Source organism: Pseudoalteromonas sp. MER144-MNA-CIBAN-0113, assembly GCF_040308965.1.
GTDB lineage: Bacteria > Pseudomonadota > Gammaproteobacteria > Enterobacterales > Alteromonadaceae > Pseudoalteromonas > Pseudoalteromonas tetraodonis.
Genome location: NZ_JBEOOG010000022.1, coordinates 31,767 through 56,174 on the forward strand (window position 1 = coordinate 31,767; position 24,408 = coordinate 56,174).

Consider the following 24,408-nt stretch of genomic DNA (forward strand, 5'->3'; position numbering starts at 1 on the left):
TCACTGTATGTATAGCCGCAATAAAAACTATAAATTTACTAAATCTAAAAAATAAGCCTAATGTTTAATTAAGCGCTACAGAGCTAACGTGATGTAGTCACTCTCTCAACAATAAATATTAATACCCGTTCGAAGGACTTTATTATGACAACATATCAAGGCGAAACAGATACACTAGCAACATTATGCCAATCACAAGGCAGTGCATGGAAAACAATTAATCCTGAATACGCAACACGTATGCGTTTACAAAATCGTTTTCGCTCTGGTGTTGATATTGCACAATTTACAGCAGACATCATGCGTGAAGACATGGCTGCATACGATAAAGACACAAGCCAGTACACACAGTCTTTAGGTTGTTGGCATGGTTTTACTGCCCAACAAATGATGATGGCAATTAAGCGCCATCAAAAAACAACTAAGCGCAGTTACGTGTACCTAAGCGGTTGGATGGTTGCAGCGCTTCGCTCTGAGTTTGGTCCTCTTCCAGATCAAAGTATGCATGAAAAAACATCAGTACCGGCACTTATCGAAGAAATCTATACCTTCTTAAAGCAAGCGGATGCACGTGAACTTGACCACTTATTTAATGAACTAGACGACGCAAAAGCAAACGGCGGCGACGTTCAAGCAGTACTTAACAAAATTGATAACTTTGAAACGCACGTTGTACCAATTATTGCTGACATTGATGCCGGTTTTGGTAACGAAGAAGCAACTTACCTACTAGCTAAAAAGATGATTGAAGCGGGTGCATGTGCTATCCAAATCGAAAACCAAGTATCAGATGCTAAGCAATGTGGTCACCAAGCAGGTAAAGTGACGGTTCCACATGAAGACTTTTTAGCAAAAATTAATGCAGTGCGTTACGCGTTCCTAGAGCTAGGTATTGATAACGGTATTATCGTTGCGCGTACCGATTCACTAGGTGCAAGCCTTACGCAAAAAGTACCGGTTTCAAAAAAACCAGGTGACTTAGCAAGCCAATACAATGCATTTTTAGAAACAACCCCAGTAAACAGTGTTGATGACTTAAATGAAGGCGAAACAGCAATGAAGCTTAATGGTCAGCTTTGTAAGCCAACACGCCTAGACAATGGTTTATACCAGTTCCGCGAAGGCACTGAAAAAGACCGTGTAGTACTAGATTGTGTAACGAGCCTACAGTCAGGTGCGGATTTACTGTGGATTGAAACAGAAAAACCACATGTAAAACAAATTGCTGAACTCGTTAATCGCGTAAAAGAGCAAGTACCAGATGCTAAATTAGTATACAACAACTCACCATCGTTCAACTGGACGCTGAAGTTCCGTGAGCAAGTATACCAAGAATGGCAGGAAGAAGGTCGTGACCTGAGCGCTTACCCAAGTCTTGATGATAACAAAGCGCTTATGGCTCCAGAAATGGATGCAACAGAGCTTGCAGCAGCCGCTGACTTATTAGTACAAAACTTCCAACGCGATGGTGCACGTGAAGCGGGTATTTTCCACCACCTAATCACGTTACCAACGTACCACACAGCAGCATTAAGCACAGATATTCTATCTGAAGGTTACTTTGGTGACTTAGGTATGCTGGCTTATGTACGTGATGTACAGCGTCAAGAAATCCGTCGTGAGCAAGCGTCTGTTAAACACCAAGACCTTGCAGGCTCAAACATTGGCGATACACACAAAGAGTACTTCTCAGGTGAGAATGCACTTAAAGCCGGTGGTGAAGCTAACACCATGAACCAATTTTAATTCAACTAGATAGTGTTACTTAAGGGCCGCAAGGCCCTTTTTTTATGCTTGCATAAAGGCAAAATTTAATAGATCAGTATTTTACTAGCCATTTGGTTAGTGAGATTTTTCAATGCAATGCAGGTTAAAAGTGTAAATAAAATTTAAAGGATGTTTATGCTCGGCTGGAGGGCTTGATAGTCTGGTTACGCTTTAACACGTATAAGCACGATAAATTAACTGTTTTTGCCGTATATAGATCAGAGTTTAACTAACTGAGTTAAAGCAGATCACGATTTAACTAGCTGCTCTTAATACAGATCAGATTTTAACTAACCATGCTAATAACGGCCATTTTTTATTATTAAAGAGGGGAATTTGTCTTTCTAACCCACAATTTGACCACTTAAACGATTAATTTAAAGGTTTTAGGCAGGTATCGAGAGAGTAATAAACCGATTTTTTACTAACTGCTGCAGCTTATAAAACATTTTTTTACTAACTGAGGGCTTATAAACAGTGACTCAAACCGATTTTTTACTAACTCACAGCACTATTTCTTCTATAAACCGATTTTTTACCAACTCAGTCTGAAGCTAAGTCCGATATTTAGTTTGAGTATGTAAGGGGTTACTTACATTATTGCTGTAAAGGGGGTTTACACTTGTGAGCTTCGAGCAACGAGCTTATATAGCTCGTCACTCATAACTCTGCGTTTTATTTCGAATGCTTATCAAACCACCATTGAATATATGCCACTTTGGTCATTAAGTTAGATGGACGGGCAGTAATACCATGTGAGGCGTTTGGAATACGCACCATCGCAGTATCAACTCCCTGCAATTTTAAGGCTTGATAAAACTGCTCTGTTTCTGAAATAGGCGTACGGTAGTCTGCCTCACCCGTGAGTAACATGGTTGGGGTTTTAACATTGCCAACATAACTGATGGGTGAGCGTTTCATGTAATGCTCAATATGATCCCAAGGTTTGCCCGGAAACCAATAATCGGCAAAGAAAGGATAGAAGTCGGCAGTGAGTACAAAGCTGATCCAATTAATTACTGGTTTGGCAACAACAGCTGCAGCAAAGCGATCTGTATGACCTACAATCCAAGCAGTTAATACACCGCCGCCAGAGCCACCGGTTACAAATAACTTAGATTCATCAATAAACCCTTTTGCAATAAGCGCATCAACCCCAGTCATTAAATCATCGTAATCATTGCTTGGGTAATTATGATGGATGGTTTGCGCAAACTCTTTACCGTATGAATCACTACCACGTGGGTTCATGTATAAAACCACGTTCCCTCTAGCGGCAAATAGTTGTACTTCGGCACTAAAGTGCGGGCCATAATTAGCAACAGGGCCACCGTGAATTTCAAGCACCAGTGGGTATTTTTTTGATTTATCAAAACCCGGCGGGTAAGCAACCCAGCCTTGTATTGGTAACTCATCATGGCTTGATTTTAACCATAACTCTTCAACCTTGGCGAGCTGTTTAGTTTGTAGTGCATCTGAGTTTAAATCGGTTAAACGCTTTACTGTACCTCTCTTTATTGTAGCTACATCAGCAGGGCGCTGGGTATCAGCCAGTGTAAACGCAATGTCACCATTTTCACTAATATCAAAATCACCACCAGAATAAGGGCGACCAAACGCCACACTGCCTATTTTTTCGGTAATCACCTTACGTTTACCACTTCGAGGTTGATAAGCCAGCGCAGTTTGCCCTTCATCGGCATAGCTAAAATAAAGCCCTTTTGAGTTCGCGCTCCACTTAATTTGGCCAACACTTCTATCAAAATCGGTGGTTAGGCTTTGAGTATTCCCTGTTTTTAAATCGCGAATATAGAGTTGGGTGTTTTCGTAATTAGTACGCTTGTCGTCATACCCTGTATAGGCAAGGTATTTGCCATCAGGTGACACTTTAGGTTGTTGATCAGGCCCATTACGCTCAGTTAGAGGGAAAATGGCTAGCGAGTCTAAATCGAGTTGATAGAGCTCAGTGTTAGTGGGCTTCAATTCATTATTTTCATTGCGATTAGCAGAAAAATACAATGTTTTACCGTCTTTACTAAAGCTGACTTCCCCACCATTATTAAAATTATCGTTGGTGAGTTGTTGAGCATTACCGCCATTGGCATCAAGTGTAAATAATTGACTAAACCCTTTTTCAGTATAACCCCCTCCATCGGCACGATAATAAACATCGTCAATATATTTAGCAGGCTCTGCCCACGTGGCACCTTTTGGTTTTCCAGGTAAGCTGACAGGCGCAGACGCCGCCATTGGAACAAACATACTAAACACCAGCTGGTTTGAATCAGGAGTCCAAGTTAGTGAGCTTGGATTGCTAGTTAAATTACTAACCTTAGCGATAGCCCCTGTTTTTAACCATTTAATATATATTTGGTTGCTACCATCTCGGTTTGATATGAAAGCAAGTCGCTGTCCGTCAGGAGAGACTACTGGCGAGTAATCCATATATACACCAGAAGTTAATGGTTGTAGTTGCCCTGTGCTGTAATCAACAGACCAAATATTGGCTACTTTACGGTCGGTTTTAATATCCATGCGGTTGCGGACAAAATACACGGTTTTACCGTCTTCTGTTATGTCTATTTGGTTGGCATATTCAAGATTGAAGATATCTTGAAGTTGTAATGTATCGGTATTGGCAACAGCTAATTGACTGCTGCCCAGTATAAGACTCATAGCTAAAAGCGTTTTCATTATTTATCCCTGTTTTAAATCACTGCTCTATTTATAGGGTAGGAGAGGGATAATTAACAGTCAGATGCGACGAAGCCAGTATTTAAAACTACCAATGAATGAAGGTGATAAAAGAAAGTAAAAGCTGTAAAGGGGGTTTACAGCTTAGAGGAAGTTATACGCTTGCGCTGCAAAGTGCCTTAATGTCTTCAATAAGCGCAACACCTTGGGCGTTATCACCGTGCACACAAATACTATCGGCGTTAAGTTTTAACGATTTTCCTGACTGGGTAGTCACACTGTTACTGGCCAAAAGCTGTTTAACTTGTGCCAATAATGCTGCTTTATCATGCACACTGCCTGCTATATTTCGTGCTACGAGGTGCCCTTGATCTGTATATAGCCTGTCTGCGAACGCTTCTAAAACAAGCGTTAGTCCAAGGTGACGTGCCATTGTATGGTGGTGTTTAGCATCGGCCGTGGCAAGTATCATTAATTTTAGATCAGCAGGGTAACTGGCAACCGCGCCCATCACAGCACTAAGTAGTGGCTGGTGTTTCATCATGTCGTTGTAAAGCGCACCATGGGGTTTGACATAACGAAGGGTTAATCCTTGTGCCTTTGCCATGCCATCAAGAGCAGCTATTTGGTAGTGTAAACACTGAGTGAGCTCGGCCACACTCAGGTTCATTGAGCGTCTGCCAAATCCTTGTTTATCGGGGTAGCTTGGGTGAGCGCCAATCATAACATTATGCTGTTTAGCGAGCTTAAGAGTATTGGCCATAACGCTAGGATCGCCCGCATGAAAACCACAGGCAATGTTTGCCATATCAATATGCGGCATTACTTGATCATCAAGCCCCATTTTCCACGCGCCAAAGCTTTCACCTAAGTCACAATTGAGTTTCATATTAGTGGCTCTTTGATTGTTTAATAGTTACCGGTAAGCTGCCTTTAGCAGGGGCTTGACCGAGTAATACTTTAGCAAGTGCTGTAAATGCAGGCCCAGATACTTGCTCGTTTTTGTCTACGTCAATATTATAAGCATATGAAGCTAATACTGCATCGGCAGAATCGCCAAACTGAGCAATATCATAAGGGGCTCGCAAACTAATAAACACGGTGGGTATTTGTTGCTTGTTAGCCATTTTAAGTAATGATTCAAGTGCTTTAGGTTGCTCTGCGTTATTGAGGGCAAAGTCTGGGTTATCGGCTAAATCATCCATCCCGCCAATTTCCACCGCGCTTTGATTAGGCGTGGCATTTCCGGCAATAATAATATCAGCTTGGTTTATATTTCGCTGAGCATCGATTGGGTCAAAACCTTGTAAACTGCTACAGCTATAAACTAATGCGTGTGAGCTGAGCGCCATTATGGCTTGTTGTATGGCCATACATTTACGCGTATCGGGCATAATAATATGAATGTGTTGGCCAGCAGTAAGCTTAAGTGGCAAGGTGTTGTTGTTATTTTTTATTTGGGTGATCGCCGCTAATGCCAGTGACGCTTCTAATTCGCGATGTGCTTTATTACCAATAATGTGCTTAGCATTGGCTAATGCTTTAATGGGATCAGGAAAAGCGTTTAATTTAAATTTACTTTTAAGTGAGGTTATACGCTGTGCCGAATGCGCAATTTCCTGTGCGTTTAGTTGCTCTGATTTAACCGCATTGACTAATGACTCAATGAGAGCATCGAGCTTTTTAATGTCATCTGGCGTTCTAATCTCTATTGGCATCAGCGCAATATCAACCCCAGCGGCAAAGGTGTTTATAATTGCTTGAGTTGGACTAAAAAAGTGACTAATACCTGCCATATCAAGTGCATCGGTTACCACCACACCTTGATAGTTAAGTTCTTTACGTAGAATATCGGTCATGATTTTACGCGACATTGTCGCGGGCTTGATCATTTGCTTACCGTCTACATTGGTTAATGTACTGCTATCAAGCTCAGGGTATTGAATATGCGCAGTCATTACCATGCCCGGACTATGCTGCTCAATAATGTGTTTAAAGGGCGCTAAATCTTGTGCGTAAATCACCTCTTTTGAATGCATCACTTTAGGCAAGCCAGTATGACTATCTACATTGGTGTCGCCATGCCCAGGAAAATGCTTTAGTGCGCTAATAATGCCATTTTTTTCAAATTCACTAACTTGTGCGGCACCTAATACTGCTACATCATTTGGGTTTTCACTAAAAGAGCGGACATTAATGACAGGATTGTCTGGGTTCATGTTTACATCAACGGTTGGCGCGTAATTTACATTAATCCCCAATGCTGAAAGCTCCGTGGCAAGAACATTCGCGGTTTGGGTGGCGAAATAAGTGCCATGCTCTGGATAGGTGGCGCCAATTGACATATTACCGGTAAATGAAGTGGCCACATCACGTGGCAGTCGTGCTACGCGTCCACCTTCTTGATCAATTGAAATAAAAAGCGGTAAGCCTGATTTAGAGTGAGACGCCGCTTGTTGCAGTTGCTGATTAAGGTTAATTATTTGCTCTATGCTTTGGGTGTTTTCGGAAAATAAAATAACCCCACCAATATCATAACGGCTAATTGCTTTAGCAAGTTCATCAGGTAGCTCAGTGAGTGCCGTTCTACAACGCTCACTGCTTCCTTGATGGCAAAAATAGCGTAAATCGAGCATGAGCTTTTGCCCAAGTTGCTGCTTAAGTGACAGTGCAGGATCGGCAAAAGAAGATTTTAGTGGCATAAAACATCCGATTAAAAAAACAGAAGACGACAACAGATACTTATTTAGCAACACACACCTCAAGCTAAATAAAAATAAAGTACACGCAGCTTAACTATTATTGAGCTTAACTGCAAAACTCAACATACATAATAAATGTCATTTTATTATTCCAAAAATAACAAAAATTAGGCTACTTAGTTTAATTTCTGTATTATGTGCGCGTGCAATATAGCAGTCGTTTTATTTACTCAGAGTGATATTCAATTTGCGTTTTCCTTTTCAAACTACCTTAAAATTAAGACAACTCATTTTATTTTTAGCGCTTTCGGCCGTTGTTATTGCGCTAGGCAGTAGTTTTTATCTTACTTATCAAGTACAAAAAGAGCAGTTGATTAATTACACCCTAAAAAGTAATTACGCTTATGCTAATAAACTGGCCTCAGCAACGAATAATTTTTTAGAGTCTGCACTTCAACAGTTGGCATATTCTGCAAAAATAATAGAAGCAGATCTTGATAACAATGTATTGTTAGAGAAGGAAGTAAAGCGTCTTCATTTGCAAACCAATAGTTTTAACTCAGTTGTTATTAACAAAAATGGTATAACGGTGGCAACCTCACCTTATTTACCGAATGTGCTCGGCGTCACATCTTCTTCTATTGGTGCGCAGCAAGCACTTGCAAAAAAACAACCACTGGTCAGTTACCCTTATATCTCACTTGAAAATAACTTAGTGATTTTTATTTCAAGTCCATTTTTTGATAAAAACGGCAAATATATGGGCTATATTGGAGGAACGCTATATTTAAAGGAGTCTAATATTTTAAGTGAACTATTAGAGCAGCATTACTATTCTGGTGGTTCGTACATTTATGTTGTAGATGCGAACAAAAAACTAATTTACCACCCTGATAGCAAACGTATTGGTGAACAGGTCAATAATAATTCAGTGATCACTGCTGTGTTAAGTGGCTCCTTAGGGAAAGAATTAGTAAAAAACAGTGACAATATATCTATGTTAGCAGGGTATGCCCCTGTAGAAATAGCCAACTGGGGAATAGTTGCTCAGCGTCCATTAAAAGACACACTCGCCTATTTAGATGTGTTGGGGATCGAGATTTTTAAACGTATCACTCCTTTAGTACTTATGATGTTACTAGCTATTGCTCTTTTAGCGCACTTTATTTCAAGACCTTTAAAGCTCTTAGCTGACAGCTCACATTTATTAAATGACGAAAATAATGTTAATAAATTAAAAGACATTAAATCATGGTATTTTGAAGCGCAGCAACTTAAAGCAGCAATGTTAGAGGGAGTGAATACATTGCAGTTACAAATGGGGCAATTACGCCAAGATGCACTCACCGATCCGCTAACTGGTGCGCATAATCGGCGAGGTTTGTATTTATTGTTAGATAAATTAATTCAAAAACAGATCCCCTTTGCGGTTCTAGAAATAGATATCGACTTTTTTAAACGGGTTAATGACACTTTTGGCCATGATGTGGGCGATGAGGTACTAAAAACTTTAACGTGTGTGATCAAGCAGGTATCTCGCAAAGATGATATTGTCGCGCGAACAGGTGGCGAGGAATTCTTACTTATATTACCGAACGAAAATAGCGATAGCGCGTTTGTTATTGCTGAGCGGTTACGTAATGAAGTGGCGAATACACCGATGGCCAAAGTTGGTTGTATAAATGTCTCCATCGGCATTGCTACATGGCCGCAGCACAGTGATGATATTGATCAAGTATACAAATGTGCTGACAAAGCGCTCTATCATGCAAAAGAAACGGGCCGAAATAAAACCGTGATAGCCAGTCTAAATTAAATTTTTTAAAAAATTAATTTACCTTAAGTTTTATTTAAGTTTCGCCTATTAAATTCTATCTATAGATTTAATACAGGCGATGCTTTTATGCAACTAGCTCAACAACAACAGTCATCATCAGCACTTTTTCAGTCGTTCACACAGTTTGTGAGCGCCAGAGAATGTGATGAACACCGTCAGCGCCTTGAAGATACAGTAAAACAAGGCTTTTTAGCTGCGTACAATGCCAGCCTAACTTCATTTATGCCATTACTCTGTCAGTATAAAATTCAGCAAGGGCATTGCACATTAGGGCTTAGAAACGCCACTTCTCCTTTATTTATTGAACAATATTTAGCAGCGCCCATTGAGCAGTTTTTACCAATGGGCACACAGCGCAGTAAAGTGTTTGAGTTAGGTAATCTTTATTCAATACACAGAAAAGCCACGTTGTCTCATTTTATTATTGTAAATGAAGCTTTGTGCGGCTTTGGCGCGAGCCACTTAGTGTTTTGTGCTACCAATAAAGTACGCGCCTTATTACGTTTACTAGGTGTAAGCTGCAACGAAATTGCACTGGCTAATGGCAGTGTAGTAGAACAGCCAAAAAGCTGGGGTAGTTATTATGAGAACCAGCCAACGGTGTGCATTGTTGATTTAGCGCAGGCACATCAGCAAGTGCTAAACACACCCATGCTGTTAAATATTAAACAGCAAAACACACAACAAATTAATGCATTGATGACTGCGTTGGAGTGCTTATGAGCCTATTAAATAATATTAATAAGGTAGCGAATGAGCCCGTGGTTGTTAGCTACTTAGCCAATCAGGTACTGCCTATAAGCGCTTTGGAGTTACAACAAGAAACCAATAAGCTGACAGCTATTTTTACCGCTTTAGACTCTGGTGCAATGGCCTTTCAGCTTGATAATACACCCGCTTGGCTGATTGTGGATGCCGCAACCAGCGCTGCCAACAAGGTTGCGGTGCCTATTGCCCATTTTTTTAGTCAGCAGCAAACACAGTATGTGTTAGCTCAATGCGGTGCGCAGTTTTTTATTAGTGATATGCCTCGTCATTCGCTAGGTAAGCATTCGCTGTCAGTAACATTATTTGAGCATTATACCCTTTATATTTATCAGCTCGATGCGATTGAGCCTGTGGACTATTTTACTGGTACGCAAAAAATTACCTTTACTTCAGGCTCTACTGGCGAGCCAAAAGGGGTGTGCTTATCAACACAAAGCCAGATGCAGGTAGCTAAGTCGTTATGTGAGCAAATAAACATTAGCAATCCTGTGCATTTATGCTTACTTCCGCTGCCAGTACTACTGGAAAATATAGCCGGTGTGTATGCGCCTTTGTTAAGTGGCGGTTGTGTACATTTAATGCCATTAAACGAATTAGGTTTTGTTGGCTCAGGGTTAAAAAACCCTAACAAACTCATTAGCGCAATCGATAGTGTAAAACCTAACACCCTTATTTTAGTGCCTGAGTTATTAACGTGTTTAATTGCGTTTGCAAAACAAGGTTGGCAGCCGCCAAAGTCATTACAGTTTATTGCAGTTGGCGGAGCGCTCGTGAGTGATGCTTTAATTGCCACCGCCAGAGAGCTTAATTTACCTGTTTATCAGGGGTATGGATTATCAGAGGCGGCATCTGTCGTAAGTTTAAATACGCCCAAAAATGATGATTTAAAGAGTGCCGGCACTGTACTACCGCACATACAAACCAAAATCGAAAAAGGCCAGTTGTACATAAAGGGTGAGCTATTTTTAGGGTATTTAAATCAAGCGCCGCATAACCCAAATACCTGGTACGCCACTGGCGACTTAGTAACTAAGCGCAATAATAAGCTGTACATCAAAGGGCGAGTAAAAAACCTGATCATCACCAGTATGGGGCGCAATGTTAGCGCCGAATGGCCTGAATCATTAATTTTAAGCCAAAGTGCGATACAGCAAGCGGTGGTGTTTGGTGAAAGCCAGCCATTTTTAAGCGCGCTTATCTATGCGGCTCCCAAGTTTAGTGATGCGCAATTAACAGCACATTTAAAAACAGTAAACCAGCAACTTCCTGACTACGCACAGATTAAAAAGTGGCACCGTTTAGCCCAACCTTTAAACGAGCAGCAAGGATTATTAACCGCTAATAATCGCCCTAAACGAGCGGCAATTAGTCAGCACTATAGCCCTATTTTTGAACAGTTCTACCGACTTGGAGAAGTGATCCATGAGTGATTTTTTTAATACATTAAAAGCACAAACTCAAAACGAGCGTGAGTACTTATTAGCTGCGCCAATTATACAGCGTGTATTTAACGGACAAGCAACGCTTGAAGAGTATGCCTCGTTTTTAGCGCAGGCTTATCATCATGTAAAACACACCGTTCCTTTAATGATGTCACTTGGCGCACGTTTAACTGACGAGCAAGAATGGTTACGCGAAGCGGTAGCTGAATATATTGAAGAAGAAATTGGTCATCAAGAGTGGGTGCTAAACGATATTGCAGCCTGTGGGTTTGACAAAGAATGTGTGCGCCATAGTCAGCCACAATTCGCCACTGAAATGATGGTGTCGTATGCCTACGATAGTATTGCACGTAAAAATCCGCTTAGCTTTTTTGGCATGGTTCACGTATTAGAAGGAACTTCAATTGCGCTAGCCGACGGTGCCGCATCAAACATAGCAAATGCAGTAGGACTTCCTAAAAAAGCGTTTAGCTATTTAACCTCTCACGGCGCGCTTGATATAGAGCATGTTAAGTTTTTTGAAAACCTAATGAATCAAATTACTGACGAGGCGGATCAGCAGGCTATTTTACATGGCGCAAAATGTTTTTACCGTTTGTACGGCGATATTTTTCGCGCTTTAGATGACGAGCCGTTTTTTAAAGCATCAGCACAAGAGCAACATGCATGAATACCGGCTTATGTGTATTAACTGGTGCGACAGGTGGAATTGGTCAAGCCATTGCCAAAACACTACACGGCCAAGGTTGGCAGTTACTTTTGGTAGGGCGAAATAGTGATGCCCTCAATACGTTAAGTAGCCAATGTCCTGGCAGTATGGTTTTTGTCGGCGATTTAACGGTTGCCGAAAACATGTTGGCATTAGCCATTAAAGCTAAGCAACTAGGTGGCGCTAAGTTACTGATAAACAATGCAGGCATTAATGTGATGCAAAGCTTAAGTGCATCGAGTAGTGAACAAATCGACAAGATATTGAACACTAACTTGGCTATTCCTATGAAGTTATGTCAGCTGTTTTTAGCGCAGTTGCACGCATCGAAGGGGCATATTATTAATGTCGGCTCGTCGTTTGGCAGCATAGGTTATCCGTATCAAACTTTATATTGCGCGAGCAAATTTGGTTTGCGTGGTTTTAGCGAAGCGCTATCTCGAGAGCTTTCAGATACGCCCGTTAAAGTAAGCTATTTAGCACCAAGAGCTACCGATACAGATATTAATAATGCACAAACACGAGCAATGAATAAGGCGCTAGGTAACAAAATGGACTCTCCACAGTTAGTGGCAGATGAGTTAGTTGCGTTATTAAACTCAAATAAAACCAGACGATTTATTGGTTTTCCTGAGAAATTATTTGCCCGTATTAATGGCGTATTTCCGCGTGTTGTTGATAGCGCTATTGCAAAGCAACTACCTAAAATAAAGCAGTTTTTAGGTTAATAGAGGATCTTATGATGAAAAAATTTAATTTAGTGAGCTATTTTATAGCAGCGTGCGTGAGTTCATCACCGGTGCTGGCCGATGAGCAAAGTGATTTACTGGCAATCCAACAGCAATGGGCGGTGGCTAATTATGAACTTAAAGACGATGCCCAAATTAAAGCGTTTACAGCGTTAAGTGAGCAAAGTAGTGAGTTTACGAAACACTATCCGGATTCGGCAAATAGCTATACGTGGAATGGCATTGTGCTGGCCAGTTTTGCTGGTGCAAAAGGTGGTTTAGGGGCGCTCGGTTATGCTAAAGATGCAAAGGCGTCATTAGAACAAGCCCTTAAAATAGACGACAGTGCTTTAGGGGGCTCAGCGTATGCAAGCCTTGCAACCTTATACAGTAAGGTGCCCGGTTGGCCTATTGGCTTTGGTGATGATGACACCGCAGATAAATTATTTAAGCAAGCACTCGCTTTTAACCAAAAAGGCATTGATACTAATTACTTATATGGTGAATTTTTATATGATGAACGCCAATACAAACAAGCTAAAGCCCATTTGTTAGTTGCACAAGCGGCGGGCATTCGTGATACTCGCCCCAAAGCGGACAAATATCGTCAGCAAGCCATTAGCCAATTATTAGCTAAAGTTGATAAAAAACTAAAGAGATAACACACGCCACAATGCATTTATTATTAGTCGAAGACGATCACCTTGTAGCCCAAGCGCTTTGTCGCTCATTGCGCCAAGAAGGTTATAGTGTAGAGCATAGCGCAACGGTTAAGCATGCATTGCAATGCTTAGGCAGTGGCGAAATAGAAATGGTGATACTTGACCTTGGTTTACCCGATGGTGATGGCTCGCAAGTTTTAAAGCAGATAAAGTCGCAAAAAAAAATCATTCCGGTGGTGATACTTACTGCGCGCAGTAGCATAGATGACAAGGTGCAAGGGCTTGATATGGGCGCTGATGATTATTTAGCTAAACCGTTTGAGCCCGCCGAGTTATTTGCTCGCTTGCGTGTGGCGAGCCGGCGAGTAAATCAAACTCAGTCAAGTTTATTACACTGTGGTGAAGTGACCATGGATACGTCTGCACACACGGTCACTTTAGCCAATGAACCGCTTTCTTTGCCTCGCAAAGAATATATGCTGCTAAAAGCGTTATTAGAAAACCAAGGCAGAGTGCAATCTAAACAGCAGCTAGAAAACAAGCTATACCAGTGGGGAGAAGAAGTCGGCTCCAACACCATTGAAGTGCATATTCATCACCTACGAAAAAAATTCCCCAGCGATTTTATTAAAACTCTCCGTGGTATTGGCTATGTTGTGGGAAAGAGATAGCTCACGTGATTAACCCCCCCCTAGATTGCACAAACTTGAATTTACAAAGGTAACCATGCTCTATGTCAATTCGTAAGCGTTTAACACTTATCTTACTGTCAATGATGGTGTTAACCTGCTTTTTAGCTTTAGTAAAAGGCTATCAAAAAAGTATGAGCCATGGTGAGCAATTACTCGATAGTGAGCTAAAAGTGGTGGCTGGAGTCTTGATGCAACAGCCTCTATCTATTAACGCTATGGCGCCAAAAATGCAAGAAAGCGCCCAGCTACTGTATCAAATTTGGCAAAGTGGTGAGCTACTTAGCGGTTCTGACGAATTAAATCTTGATTTGAGCCAATATCAAGCGGGTTTTCAAACGCTTAATATTGCAGGGCAGCGAATGCGGGTATTCGTTTTTGCTACTTCTTTACGCACTGTTATTGTTGCCGAGCCGATTGCTAAGCGGTTTGAGCTTGCCGAGGCGGTGATTTTATCAGCCATGTTACCCATGTTATGGGCGGTTCCTTTGCTTGCGCTATTTATTAGCTTTTTTGTGAAGTACGCATTAGCCCCATTAACGCGCTTATCAAGGCAACTAGCACAGCGCCAAGCAAATGACTTCACTGCTATTAATTGGCAGGTAACCGATGAAGAAATAAAACCGGTGATCAGCCGCTTGAACGACTTATTTAAACGCGTAGAAACCGCCTATTTACGAGAACGCTTTTTTGCCTCTGATGCGGCCCATGAGTTACGTACTCCTTTGAGTAGCTTAAAAATAAATGTGCATAATCTTGCGGCGCAGCAAGGTGATAACCAAGAGTTACAAGCCATGACTCAAGGTATTAATCGACTCACCAATATCGTAGAGCAAATGTTGATCCTCGGACGCACTCAGCCAGAGCAGTGGCAAAAGCAATTTAAAGAACAGTCATTATTGGGCATTAGCCAAGCCGTGGTTAGCCAGTTATATGATAAATTGGCGGCTAAAAATCATTCCATCAGCCTTGATGGGGATGACTTTATTATTAATGGTGATGAATTTACCTTAGTGACGTTGATTTCAAATTTACTCAGTAACGCCATTAAGTACACGCCAGCAAATGGACAAATAAAAATAACCCTAAATCAAACGCACAGGCAGCGTATTTGGCAAATAGAAGACAGTGGCCCAGGTATGACGGATGAGCAAAAAAAACGAGTATTTAATCGCTTTTATCGCGTTGGCGGCGATCAACATCCTTCAGGTGAGCAGGGAGCTGGCTTGGGCATGGCAATAGTTCAGCATATTATCGCTATTTATAACGCCCAGATTAATTTAACGGAAAGCGCTTTGGGCGGCTTAAAGGTGCAGGTGGTTTTTGCAGGAGCTAAATGTGATTAAACGACTTATTAGCCCTTACTTATATTGCTGCATATTTTTGTCATTTAATGTTGCTAGCAAAGAGTATTTAGTTGTACTTAAAGATCATTTGTTTTACCCCGCAGAAATCGTCGTGCCAGCTAATAAAAAGGTACGCTTGTTAATCGAAAATCAAGATAGTACGCCTGAAGAATTCGACAGCTTTGATCTCAACCGAGAGAAAGTGCTTTACCCTAATCGTAAAAGCGTGATTTATATTGGGCCATTAACACCTGGCCGCTATGAATTTTTTGGTGAGTTTTCGCCAAATACTGCGCGCGGTGCTGTTATTGTCACTGATAAGGAGCAACCCAATGCTAATAACTAGTTTAGTGATGAGCCTCAATCAGTTACTGCCGGTGGCCATTTTACTTATTTTGCTGCAAGTGATTGCCAAGCAAAGTTTGCTACGGTTGCTGGGTATGCTTGGTTTAGGTATAGGCTTAACATTTTTATTTGTAAAAAGCGCCCCGATTATTAGTCCTTGGTTCGATTACCAAGGTTTAGAATATACTCAGATTGGCTTGTGTATTTTAATTTTTTTCAGTGCACTGCACTACGCCGTTAAACGAGCAACAGCTGCTTTTATTATCGCAATTATGAGTGTGATGACGCTTTATTTGAGTCATTACATAATTTATTTAATTGGATTTTGGCAAAGCAACGAAGCGGCACAAAGCTTATTTATTGGCACTTTTTTAGGGCTTGGAATATGCAGTAGTTTTAGTGTGTTGCTGTACTTTTTATTGAGTGCCATTAAACAGCGTTTCGGACTTTCCCCTATTTTACTTTTACTAGCACTAAATAGTGCAGCAAAACTAGTGGTAGCACTGGATTTAGCCAGTCAAATTGATGTGATAGCAACCACCGCAACGGTTTGGGATTTACGTGCTATTTTAACCGAAAATTCAGAGTTTGGGCGTATGTTGCGTGCGTTTATTGGTTATGAGGCCACACCTAATTTAACCAGTGTTTTAAGTTATATCCTAAGCAGCGTGGTCTTTTTATCTGTTTGTTATTTTATTCCTAAATCAATGGCTAAGGAACAATCATGAAGGCAATGAAGTTATTTGCAGGTGCTATGTTAATTGGTTTATTGATACCCACATACGCGCACGCCGACGGAATGGTGGTGGATAAAGTATATCACCCGTACGTTTTACCGTTTGAACGCGAGGTCGAATGGCGATTCGTATCGCACCAAACTGACAGCGGCAATATTTTAGCGCAGCGTTTAGGGTTGGGCGGGGCAATTAACGATACCATGGCACTAGAAGGTTATTTAGTGGGTGAGCGAGACGACAACGGCGACTTTGGCTTACAAGCATATGAATTGGAGCTTAGATGGCAACTAATAGAACAAGGCCGATTATGGGCCGATTGGGGCGCTTTGTTTGAACTAGAAAAACAACACACCAAAGATGTTTTTGAAGCCACAACGGGATTTGTAGTTGAAAAAGAGATAGATCGCGCCAGTTTAACGCTTAATGCCTTTTTAGTGTACGAGTGGGGGCAAGACATAGAAAACGAGTGGGAAAGTGAGTTTAGAGCGCAGTATCGTTACCGCTATCGTGCTGCATTTCAACCTGCGATTGAAATGTATTTAGGGGAAGACTTTGTGGGTATTGGTCCAGGGTTTATTGGTTTACACCGCTTTGATGGGCAAAAACAATTAAAGTGGGAAGCCGGTTTTATTACTGAAATCAGCCAGTCAGAGAAGAATCATAGCTTTAGAATGGCGTTAGAGTTTGAGTTTTAAGCTGCTTAAACAAGTACTTAATGTATAAAGTGGGTTACGAGCGTTATTTTATTAATTAAATTGCATAAAAGGTTGACTTGTCACTGTAACTCTATATAGTAGGCCGCAGCTAGAAAGAAAGCATGTAATTTATAAATCTCCATTTCGTTGTTGTATAAGTAATACTTGTAGTACCGTCCTGAAGTTTTTAAGTACCATCTCATTTTTTGCTACACCGCCCACTAGGGCACAATTTAATTTTTATATCAGGAATAATACTATGTCTAACATCGTATCAGGTACAGTTAAGTGGTTCAACGAGTCTAAAGGTTTTGGTTTCATCGAGCAAGAAAATGGTCCAGACGTTTTCGCACATTTCTCAGCAATCAAAAGCGAAGGTTTCAAAACTTTAGCTGAAGGCCAACGTGTAGAGTTCACTCTTTCACAAGGTCAAAAAGGTCCTCAAGCTGATAACATCACAGCTCTATAATTTTACTTTTTAAGTAAAATGAAAAAAAGCGCTTAAGGCGCTTTTTTTGTGCCCAAAATTTAAGAATATTACACCACCGCTTTAACATTCCCGTCATTTTATTTCTATTTAAGTCATCTGCTATTTTAACATTACAGACAGCGTTATAAATTAATAGTCTCTACGAGTTTTCTAGGTTAAAGTTATTACTTAAATCATAGGGGGTGTGTATCTATAAATTTATACTATTAGCTTTTGCGCTGTTATTTAGCCAAAAAATTCAGGCTGCTGAGCCTAAACTGGTTATTTATACCGAAAGTTTTCCCCCGTATAACTTTCAAGATGGCACTGGCCAATTGGTGGGTATCAATCATGACATAGTAAAAGATACCTGTGCCCGTGCAGCGCTAGAGTGCGAGTTTATAATGCTACCTTGGAAGCGTGCTTACCACTTAGTGCAAAGTAACCCGCAGTCAGCCATTTTTTCTTTGGCAAAAACGCAAGAGCGAGAGCCTCTTTTTAAATGGGTTGGACCCTTGGTGTCAAATCAAACCTATTTTTATAAATTAAAAACCAGTGAACATATTGTCATGGACGATATCACCCAAGCTAAAAACTACTCGCTAGGCATAGTACGAGGCGATATTTATGAAATGCTGGTGCGTCGACTTGGGTTTGTAGCTGATAAAAACTTATTGCTATTTAGTGAAGCAGACTCATTTATGCGTCTGTTTTTTAAAAAACGTATCGATTTAATTATTGGATCTGACTTTACCATAGGCCACCAAACTGAACCATTTGGCTATTCAAGGGATGACGTAGTAAAGCTTAAACAAATTCATGTAGATGAGCTAAAAGGCAATTATATTGGTTTTAATAAGGCTGCCTCACCCGTGGTGGTGGAACGTTTTAATCAAGCATTAAAGCAACTTAAAGCTGAATCTGAGTATAAACCTTACATTAACCGTTACGTTAAAAATTAAATTCATCGCTATCCGACATCATAGCTAAACGCATAGCATTTCACTGCTCGTTAGTCTCTCAGGCATTTCTTCACCGTTATTAACTGCACGGCATAATGACCTTAACACTCTGCCTGTGCTGAATAATACTTAATCATTTTACGGGGCTAAACGTGTCGCTACCTGCGTTAAAAAATTCTCATTTACGACTGCATGGATGCAGAAGGTAGAGCAATGCAGGAGCAATTGCCGAGAACAACTAAATAACAAATTTTCTGCCTTGCTATCAATACGTTTTCCAGCCTCAAAATAGACTACTTAACTAAGCGAATTGGTATTAATCGTAGAGAGAACGTGAGAATTAACGAAGATATTAAAAGGATTTAAAAAGTAGAGGTACTAAAACGATAAAAGGGCCTTGCGGCCCTTGGTGAAGTATCGTTCAAGTCAGATAGTGCTTTAACCCCTTAAAGCGCTATCCTATTGTTTTGCAACAGATGGATCATCTCATTAAGTTTCTAAGCTAGCGAGAGGAAAAACCCAGCAATTGCTGCGCTCATAAGGTTAGCCATAGATCCTGCTAACACTGCTCTGAGCCCTAAGCGTGCGATATCCTTTCGCCGACTAGGCGCCATACCGCCTAATCCACCTAGTAAAATGGCTATCGATGATAAGTTAGCAAAGCCACACAATGCAAAAGTAACAATTGCTTGTGTATGCGCACTTAACGTATCGCGATAATTTATAAAGTCTAAGTAAGCAACAAATTCATTTACTACTAACTTTTGACCAATAAAGCTGCCGGCTAAAATTGCCTCATTCCACGGTACACCGAGTAGCCATGCAACAGGGGCAAACAAGTAGCCTAAAATTTCTTGTAGCGTTAATGTAGGGTAATCAAACAACCCACCAATACCGCCTAATAAACCGTTTAATAACGCAATCAGTGCAACAAATGCCAGAAGCATAGCGCCTACGTTTAATGCTAAGTGCATACCGTTTGCTGCGCCTGATGCTGCTGCGTCAATAACATTAACCGGTTTATCGTCGCCTAAATCTATATCGGCTAAATCATCTTTAGGTGTTTCTGTCTCTGGCACTATCATTTTTGCCATTAAGAAACCACCTGGTGCTGCCATAAAGCTGGCTGCAATTAAATACTTAAGGTCTACACCAATAATTACATAACCGGCCATTACAGAGCCTGCTACGGTGGCTAAGCCACCCACCATTACAGCAAACAATTCCGACTTGGTCATGGTTGCAATAAACGGTTTAACAATTAAAGGTGCTTCAGTTTGGCCAACAAAAATGTTTGCTGTGGCTGAAAGCGACTCGGTGCGTGAGGTTTTCAATAATTTTTGTAAACCGCCACCCAAAATTTTAATAATCCAATCCATAATGCCTAGGTGGTATAACACAGCGACCAACGCTGAGAAAAACACAATAACGGGCAATACTTGAATTGCAAAAATAAACCCTAGCGTATCTTGCGAAGCTAATGGGCCAAATAAAAAGCTAATTCCATCGTTGGCGTAACCAATAACCGATGAAACGGCGCGAGACATACTCGCTAATACATTTTTGCCTGCTTCAAAAAACAGTACAAATCCGCCGATCACAATTTGCATTAAAAATGCGATACCCACGGTTCTTAGTTTTATTGCTTTGCGATTAGTTGAGGCTGCAAAGGCAATGCCTAGTAGCACCATCATGCCTACTAAGCTCATAAATGTTGTCATACAAACGTTTCCCGTTGTTATTCTTGTAAAATGTACTTTATTTTACTTTTTATAATATCAATCGCAACGCGATTCATACCGCCTCGAGTCACAACTAAATCAGCGTTATGCTTTGAAGGCTCAATAAATTGATAAAACATCGGTCTAACAGTTGCTTGATATTGCTCAACAACAGATTGTAATGTTCTGCCTCTTTGTTCCATGTCGCGTTGCATTCGGCGCATTAAACAAATATCTAGCGGTGTATCTATAAACACCTTGATATCAAATTCTTTATTAAGCGCTTTATCGCTCAGTAATAAAATACCTTCTACAATGAGTATTTTAGCCGAAGCCACACGGCGTGTTTTATCGCTGCGTGTATGTTGGGCATAATCATAAGTTGGTACTTCAACAGAGTGGCCATTACGAAGTTGTGTTAAATGCTCAAGCATTAGTTCGTGTTCAAATGCATCAGGATGGTCGTAATTCGTTTGCGTACGATGTGCCATCGGCAAATGCGATTGATCCTTGTAATAAGCATCTTCTTCAATAATGGCGATAGCGCCTGGTTCAAGCTCATTTACCAATTCATTATAAATTGTTTGGCTAAATAGAGATTTGCCGGACGCCGATGCGCCTGCAATAGCTATAATAGTTCGTGTCACTAAAGTTCTCACCCACACAGAAGGATATATTGTTGGTAGATCACAATAGCAAAAAAGACACGATTAATCTCTTTTGCTTCGCTTAAGAGTGCAAATTTATAATGTTTAGGTTTTATGAAACAGGACTTATGTCCTGTACGGAAAAATCGAAGAGCAGATAAAGTAACCACCTAGAACAGATGTGAGGTCACAATGGCAAGAGCAATTATCTTAATGGCGGATAGTTTAGGAATTGGCGCAGCACCCGATGCAGATAAATTCGGTGATGTAGGTGCTAATACATTCGCACATTTACTCAAGGCATATTATGACGAAACTGGCAGTAAGCTTTCGCTTCCTAACCTTTCAAAATTAGGGTTAGTTGATGCATGTGAAGCCGCTGGTAAAGAACCCTGTTTAATTGCTGACCGAAATGAGCCACAAGGTGCATGGGGTTATGCAAAAGAGCTTTCAAGCGGTAAAGACACGCCATCGGGTCATTGGGAAATGGCTGGCGTGCCAGTGTTATTTGATTGGGGATATTTCCCAAAAACACAACCGAGTTTCCCACAAGAATTTGTAGACGAGTTTATTGCTCGCACAGGTATTCCGGGCATTTTAGGCAATTGCCATGCATCGGGAACCACCATTTTAGAGCAGCTAGGTGAAGAGCACGTAAAAACAGGTAAACCAATCTGTTACACCTCAGCTGACAGTGTGTTTCAAATAGCCGCGCATGAAGAATCATTCGGTCTAGAGAAGCTTTATCAAGTATGCGAAATCGCACGGGCGCTGCTTGATGAAATGAATATAGGACGAGTGATTGCGCGGCCATTTTTGGGTTCAAATAGTCAAGACTTTGCCAGAACCGGTAATCGTCGTGATTATTCAGTATTACCGCCTTCGCCAACATTGCTTGATGTACTTGCAAAAGACGGTGGCGAAGTAATCAGTATTGGTAAAATTTCAGATATTTATGCGCACCAAGGCATTACCCAAAAGCATAAAGCGCCAGGGTTAATGAACTTGCTAGAAAAAACCAGTGAAGTGATGGCCACTGCGCAGGATCACAGTTTAATTTTTACCAATTTAGTTGATTTTGATGAAAAGTTTGGCCATCGCAGAAATCCTGTTGGCTATGCTAAAGCGCTAAAAGAGTTTGATGATTACTTACCAACTATTTTAGATCAGCTAAAGCCAGATGATTTATTAATGATCACCGCCGATCATGGCTGTGACCCGACCTTTCCAGGGTCTGAGCACACACGTGAATATGTGCCAGTTATTGCTTACCAGCCAGGAATGAACAACATGCCACTGGGCGAACGCAATAGCTTTGCTGATATCGGTCAAACACTTGCGCAATGGTTTAACCTTAAAGCGTTAGAATATGGTGATGGCTTTATTGATAAGCTGAACACAGTTAAATAACTTAGAAATACGCTCGCTATTTTAAAGTAATAGGGCTTTTAGCCAAACAAAAGGAAAACAATCAATGAGTACTCCGCATATCAGTGCAAACGTAGGTGATTTTGCCGAAACAGTATTAATGCCAGGCGATCCGCTACGCGCACAATATATTGCTGAAAACTTTTTAGATGATGCAGTGCAAGTAACTGGCGTACGTAACATGTACGGCTTTACTGGAACTTACAAAGGTAAGCCAGTGAGCATTATGGGTTCTGGCATGGGCATTCCTTCAATGTCAATTTATGCTCGTGAGCTTATTGTTAGTTTTGGCGTTAAAAATATTATCCGTATTGGTACCTGTGGTGGTATTGGCAGCGATATTAAAATTCGCGACGTAATCTTTGCACAAGGTGCAAGCACTGATTCTAACGTGAACCGTGCCCGTGTTCGTGGTACTGACTTTGCAGCGATTGCTAACTTTGATTTACTTTTAAACGGCGTTAATGCGGCTAAAGATTTAGGCATTGATGCAAAAGTAGGTAACGTATTTACTACCGATACTTTCTATCAAGCTGATGACACTTTCTACAAAGACCTAGACAAACTAGGTGTACTTGCGGTTGATATGGAAACAGCTGGCCTATACGGTGTAGCTGCAGAGTATGGCGCAAAAGCAATGGCATTATTCACCGTAAGCGATCACGTGATCACCGGCGAAGCAACACCTGCAGATGAGCGTCAAACCACGTTCAACGAAATGGTTAAAATTGCATTAGAGTCTATCTAGTCTTAAACAGTTCCTTGGTAACGTATTCACTAAGTTTTGGAGACACGCCCAAAGTGAAGTGAGACTAAACCCCCAAAGCCGCATTTTATGCGGCTTTTTTTATGCCTGAGATTTTGATGCGAGCTACGGGCTACGAGCTTTATGTTCCTAGGTTTCAGGTACTAGGTCAAAGGTTTTAGCAGTAGCTCGCAGCTCGTCACTCGAAGCCCGTTGTTTTCTCATTTACTCTCGTTCACTTCTCTGTGTTTAAACAAGAAATTAGACTTTAGATGTCAGATTAAAATGCGCGAGGTAAACTTCCGCCTACTGATATGGTTACCTTCTAAATTTACTTTAGGCGGGGCTTTATGCCGCGCAAGGTTATTAATTTAAAAAATATTTACCACCGAGAACACACAGCTCACAGAGAAATACTTAAAAAATACCAATCCACCTCTGTGTAGCGCAAAGCGCCTCGGAATCCTCTGTGGTGAAAAATTGTTTTTAGTAGTAAGTGCCTTTCGTAGCTGCGATTTTATATCGCGTCAGGTCTAGGATATTAAACACAAATGCGGGAGGTAAACTCCCGACTACTAATATGGTTACCTTCAAAATTTACTTTAGGCGGGGCTTTATGCCGCGCAAGGTCATTAATTTAAAAAATATTTACCACCGAGAACACAGAGCTCGCAGAGAAATGCTTAAAAAAAACCATCTTCCTCTGTGCAGCGCAAAGCGCCTCGGAACCCTCTGTGGTGAAAAATTGTTTTTAGCAGTAAGTGCCTTTCGTAGCAGCGATTTTATATCGCGTCAGGTCTAGGATATTAAACACAAATACGCGAGGTAAACTCCCGACTACTGATATGGTTACCTTCTGAATTTAATGTAGGCGGGCTTTATGCCGTGCAAAGTCATTAATTAAAAATAAATATTTACCACCGAGAACACAGAGCTCACAGAGAAATGCTTAAAAAACACCCATCTTCCTCTATGAAGCGCAAAGCGCCTCGGAACCCTCTGTGGTGAAAAAATGTTTTTAGCAGTAAGTGCCTTTCGTAGCAGCGATTTTATATCGCGTCAGATATGTATTTACCACCGAGAACACAGAGTTCACAGAGAAATGTTTAAAAAATACCAATCTTCCTCTGTGTAGCGCAAAGCGCCTCGGGAACCTCTGTGGTGAAAAATTGTTTTTAGTAATAAATGTCTTTCGTAGCAGCGATTTTATATCGCGTCAGATTTAGGTCATTAAGTATCGGAGTTTTTCAAGTTAGTTGTCGCCTCAAGTTAAATTTTATGCCGCCCGCATTTCTTCTTTTTTCTCAGGATTCAA

General features: G+C 40.9%; 21 protein-coding genes. 16 read left to right on the top strand and 5 right to left on the bottom strand.

Features of this window, described 5'->3' with window-relative positions:
- Positions 1-144: 144 nt before the first annotated feature.
- Complete coding sequence (locus AAEY57_RS08015) at positions 145-1,746, top strand: isocitrate lyase (RefSeq protein WP_013462827.1); 1,602 nt, start codon at positions 145-147, stop codon at positions 1,744-1,746.
- 696 nt (positions 1,747-2,442) lie between these two features.
- On the opposite strand, the gene AAEY57_RS08020 is transcribed toward AAEY57_RS08015, so the two are convergent.
- From AAEY57_RS08020 to AAEY57_RS08030, 3 genes are all read right to left on the bottom strand, one after another.
- The gene (locus AAEY57_RS08020) at positions 2,443-4,461 is read right to left on the bottom strand and encodes a S9 family peptidase (RefSeq protein ID WP_024602422.1); all 2,019 of its coding nucleotides are present in this window, start codon (positions 4,459-4,461) and stop codon (positions 2,443-2,445) included.
- Between the two features lie 154 nt (positions 4,462-4,615).
- Positions 4,616-5,350 (bottom strand): 5-oxoprolinase subunit PxpA, encoded by a 735-nt coding sequence (locus tag AAEY57_RS08025; RefSeq protein ID WP_024602421.1) that lies wholly within the window; start codon positions 5,348-5,350, stop codon positions 4,616-4,618.
- 1 nt (position 5,351) lies between these two features.
- Positions 5,352-7,163 carry a glycoside hydrolase family 3 protein gene (locus AAEY57_RS08030; protein WP_024602420.1) on the bottom strand — a complete coding sequence of 604 codons (1,812 nt, stop codon included), beginning with the start codon at positions 7,161-7,163 and terminating at the stop codon, positions 5,352-5,354.
- A gap of 247 nt (positions 7,164-7,410) precedes the next feature.
- Between AAEY57_RS08030 and AAEY57_RS08035 the strand changes: the two genes are divergently transcribed.
- The 13 genes from AAEY57_RS08035 (at position 7,411) to AAEY57_RS08095 (ending at position 18,552) form a co-directional block, all read left to right on the top strand.
- The gene (locus AAEY57_RS08035) at positions 7,411-8,979 is read left to right on the top strand and encodes a sensor domain-containing diguanylate cyclase (protein WP_502935492.1); all 1,569 of its coding nucleotides are present in this window, start codon (positions 7,411-7,413) and stop codon (positions 8,977-8,979) included.
- Positions 8,980-9,066: 87 nt separating this feature from the next.
- Positions 9,067-9,723, top strand: coding sequence for a thermostable hemolysin (locus AAEY57_RS08040; protein WP_350607359.1), 657 nt, complete (start codon positions 9,067-9,069; stop codon positions 9,721-9,723).
- A complete protein-coding gene (locus tag AAEY57_RS08045; protein WP_350607362.1) occupies positions 9,720-11,198 on the top strand; it encodes an AMP-binding protein in 1,479 nt (492 codons plus the stop codon). Before AAEY57_RS08040 ends, AAEY57_RS08045 begins: the two co-directional genes overlap by 4 nt.
- Complete coding sequence (locus tag AAEY57_RS08050; protein WP_138570305.1) at positions 11,191-11,880, top strand: iron-containing redox enzyme family protein; 690 nt, start codon at positions 11,191-11,193, stop codon at positions 11,878-11,880. Before AAEY57_RS08045 ends, AAEY57_RS08050 begins: the two co-directional genes overlap by 8 nt.
- Positions 11,877-12,647: an SDR family oxidoreductase gene (locus AAEY57_RS08055; protein ID WP_350607364.1), complete on the top strand. Its 771-nt coding sequence runs from the start codon at positions 11,877-11,879 to the stop codon at positions 12,645-12,647. Before AAEY57_RS08050 ends, AAEY57_RS08055 begins: the two co-directional genes overlap by 4 nt.
- Positions 12,648-12,661: 14 nt before the next feature.
- Positions 12,662-13,309, top strand: coding sequence for a tetratricopeptide repeat protein (locus tag AAEY57_RS08060; RefSeq protein ID WP_350607366.1), 648 nt, complete (start codon positions 12,662-12,664; stop codon positions 13,307-13,309).
- An 11-nt stretch (positions 13,310-13,320) separates the two neighbouring features.
- Positions 13,321-13,980, top strand: coding sequence for a response regulator (locus AAEY57_RS08065; protein ID WP_350607368.1), 660 nt, complete (start codon positions 13,321-13,323; stop codon positions 13,978-13,980).
- A gap of 62 nt (positions 13,981-14,042) precedes the next feature.
- Entirely contained in the window at positions 14,043-15,344 is a 1,302-nt protein-coding gene (locus AAEY57_RS08070) for an ATP-binding protein (RefSeq protein WP_350607371.1), read from the top strand.
- Positions 15,337-15,690, top strand: coding sequence for a cupredoxin domain-containing protein (locus AAEY57_RS08075; RefSeq protein ID WP_350607373.1), 354 nt, complete (start codon positions 15,337-15,339; stop codon positions 15,688-15,690). The genes AAEY57_RS08070 and AAEY57_RS08075 overlap by 8 nt, the downstream gene beginning before the upstream one ends.
- Complete coding sequence (locus AAEY57_RS08080; protein ID WP_008110740.1) at positions 15,677-16,417, top strand: FTR1 family protein; 741 nt, start codon at positions 15,677-15,679, stop codon at positions 16,415-16,417. Before AAEY57_RS08075 ends, AAEY57_RS08080 begins: the two co-directional genes overlap by 14 nt.
- Positions 16,414-17,121 carry a hypothetical protein gene (locus tag AAEY57_RS08085; RefSeq protein ID WP_008110739.1) on the top strand — a complete coding sequence of 236 codons (708 nt, stop codon included), beginning with the start codon at positions 16,414-16,416 and terminating at the stop codon, positions 17,119-17,121. The genes AAEY57_RS08080 and AAEY57_RS08085 overlap by 4 nt, the downstream gene beginning before the upstream one ends.
- A gap of 259 nt (positions 17,122-17,380) precedes the next feature.
- Positions 17,381-17,590 (top strand): cold-shock protein, encoded by a 210-nt coding sequence (locus AAEY57_RS08090; protein WP_008467029.1) that lies wholly within the window; start codon positions 17,381-17,383, stop codon positions 17,588-17,590.
- A 203-nt stretch (positions 17,591-17,793) separates the two neighbouring features.
- The gene (locus AAEY57_RS08095; RefSeq protein WP_008110737.1) at positions 17,794-18,552 is read left to right on the top strand and encodes a substrate-binding periplasmic protein; all 759 of its coding nucleotides are present in this window, start codon (positions 17,794-17,796) and stop codon (positions 18,550-18,552) included.
- 497 nt (positions 18,553-19,049) lie between these two features.
- On the opposite strand, the gene AAEY57_RS08100 is transcribed toward AAEY57_RS08095, so the two are convergent.
- Both AAEY57_RS08100 and udk read right to left on the bottom strand, forming a co-directional pair.
- A complete protein-coding gene (locus tag AAEY57_RS08100; RefSeq protein WP_350607377.1) occupies positions 19,050-20,273 on the bottom strand; it encodes a NupC/NupG family nucleoside CNT transporter in 1,224 nt (407 codons plus the stop codon).
- A 17-nt stretch (positions 20,274-20,290) separates the two neighbouring features.
- Positions 20,291-20,920, bottom strand: a complete 630-nt coding sequence (udk, locus tag AAEY57_RS08105; protein WP_008110733.1) for a uridine kinase — start codon at positions 20,918-20,920, stop codon at positions 20,291-20,293.
- Between the two features lie 192 nt (positions 20,921-21,112).
- Here udk and AAEY57_RS08110 point away from each other — a divergent pair, with 192 nt between their 5' ends.
- Together AAEY57_RS08110 and deoD are read left to right on the top strand one after the other, a co-directional pair.
- A complete protein-coding gene (locus tag AAEY57_RS08110; protein WP_008110730.1) occupies positions 21,113-22,330 on the top strand; it encodes a phosphopentomutase in 1,218 nt (405 codons plus the stop codon).
- Positions 22,331-22,394: 64 nt separating this feature from the next.
- Entirely contained in the window at positions 22,395-23,096 is a 702-nt protein-coding gene (gene deoD, locus AAEY57_RS08115; RefSeq protein ID WP_008110728.1) for a purine-nucleoside phosphorylase, read from the top strand.
- The last annotated feature ends 1,312 nt before the right edge of the window (positions 23,097-24,408 follow it).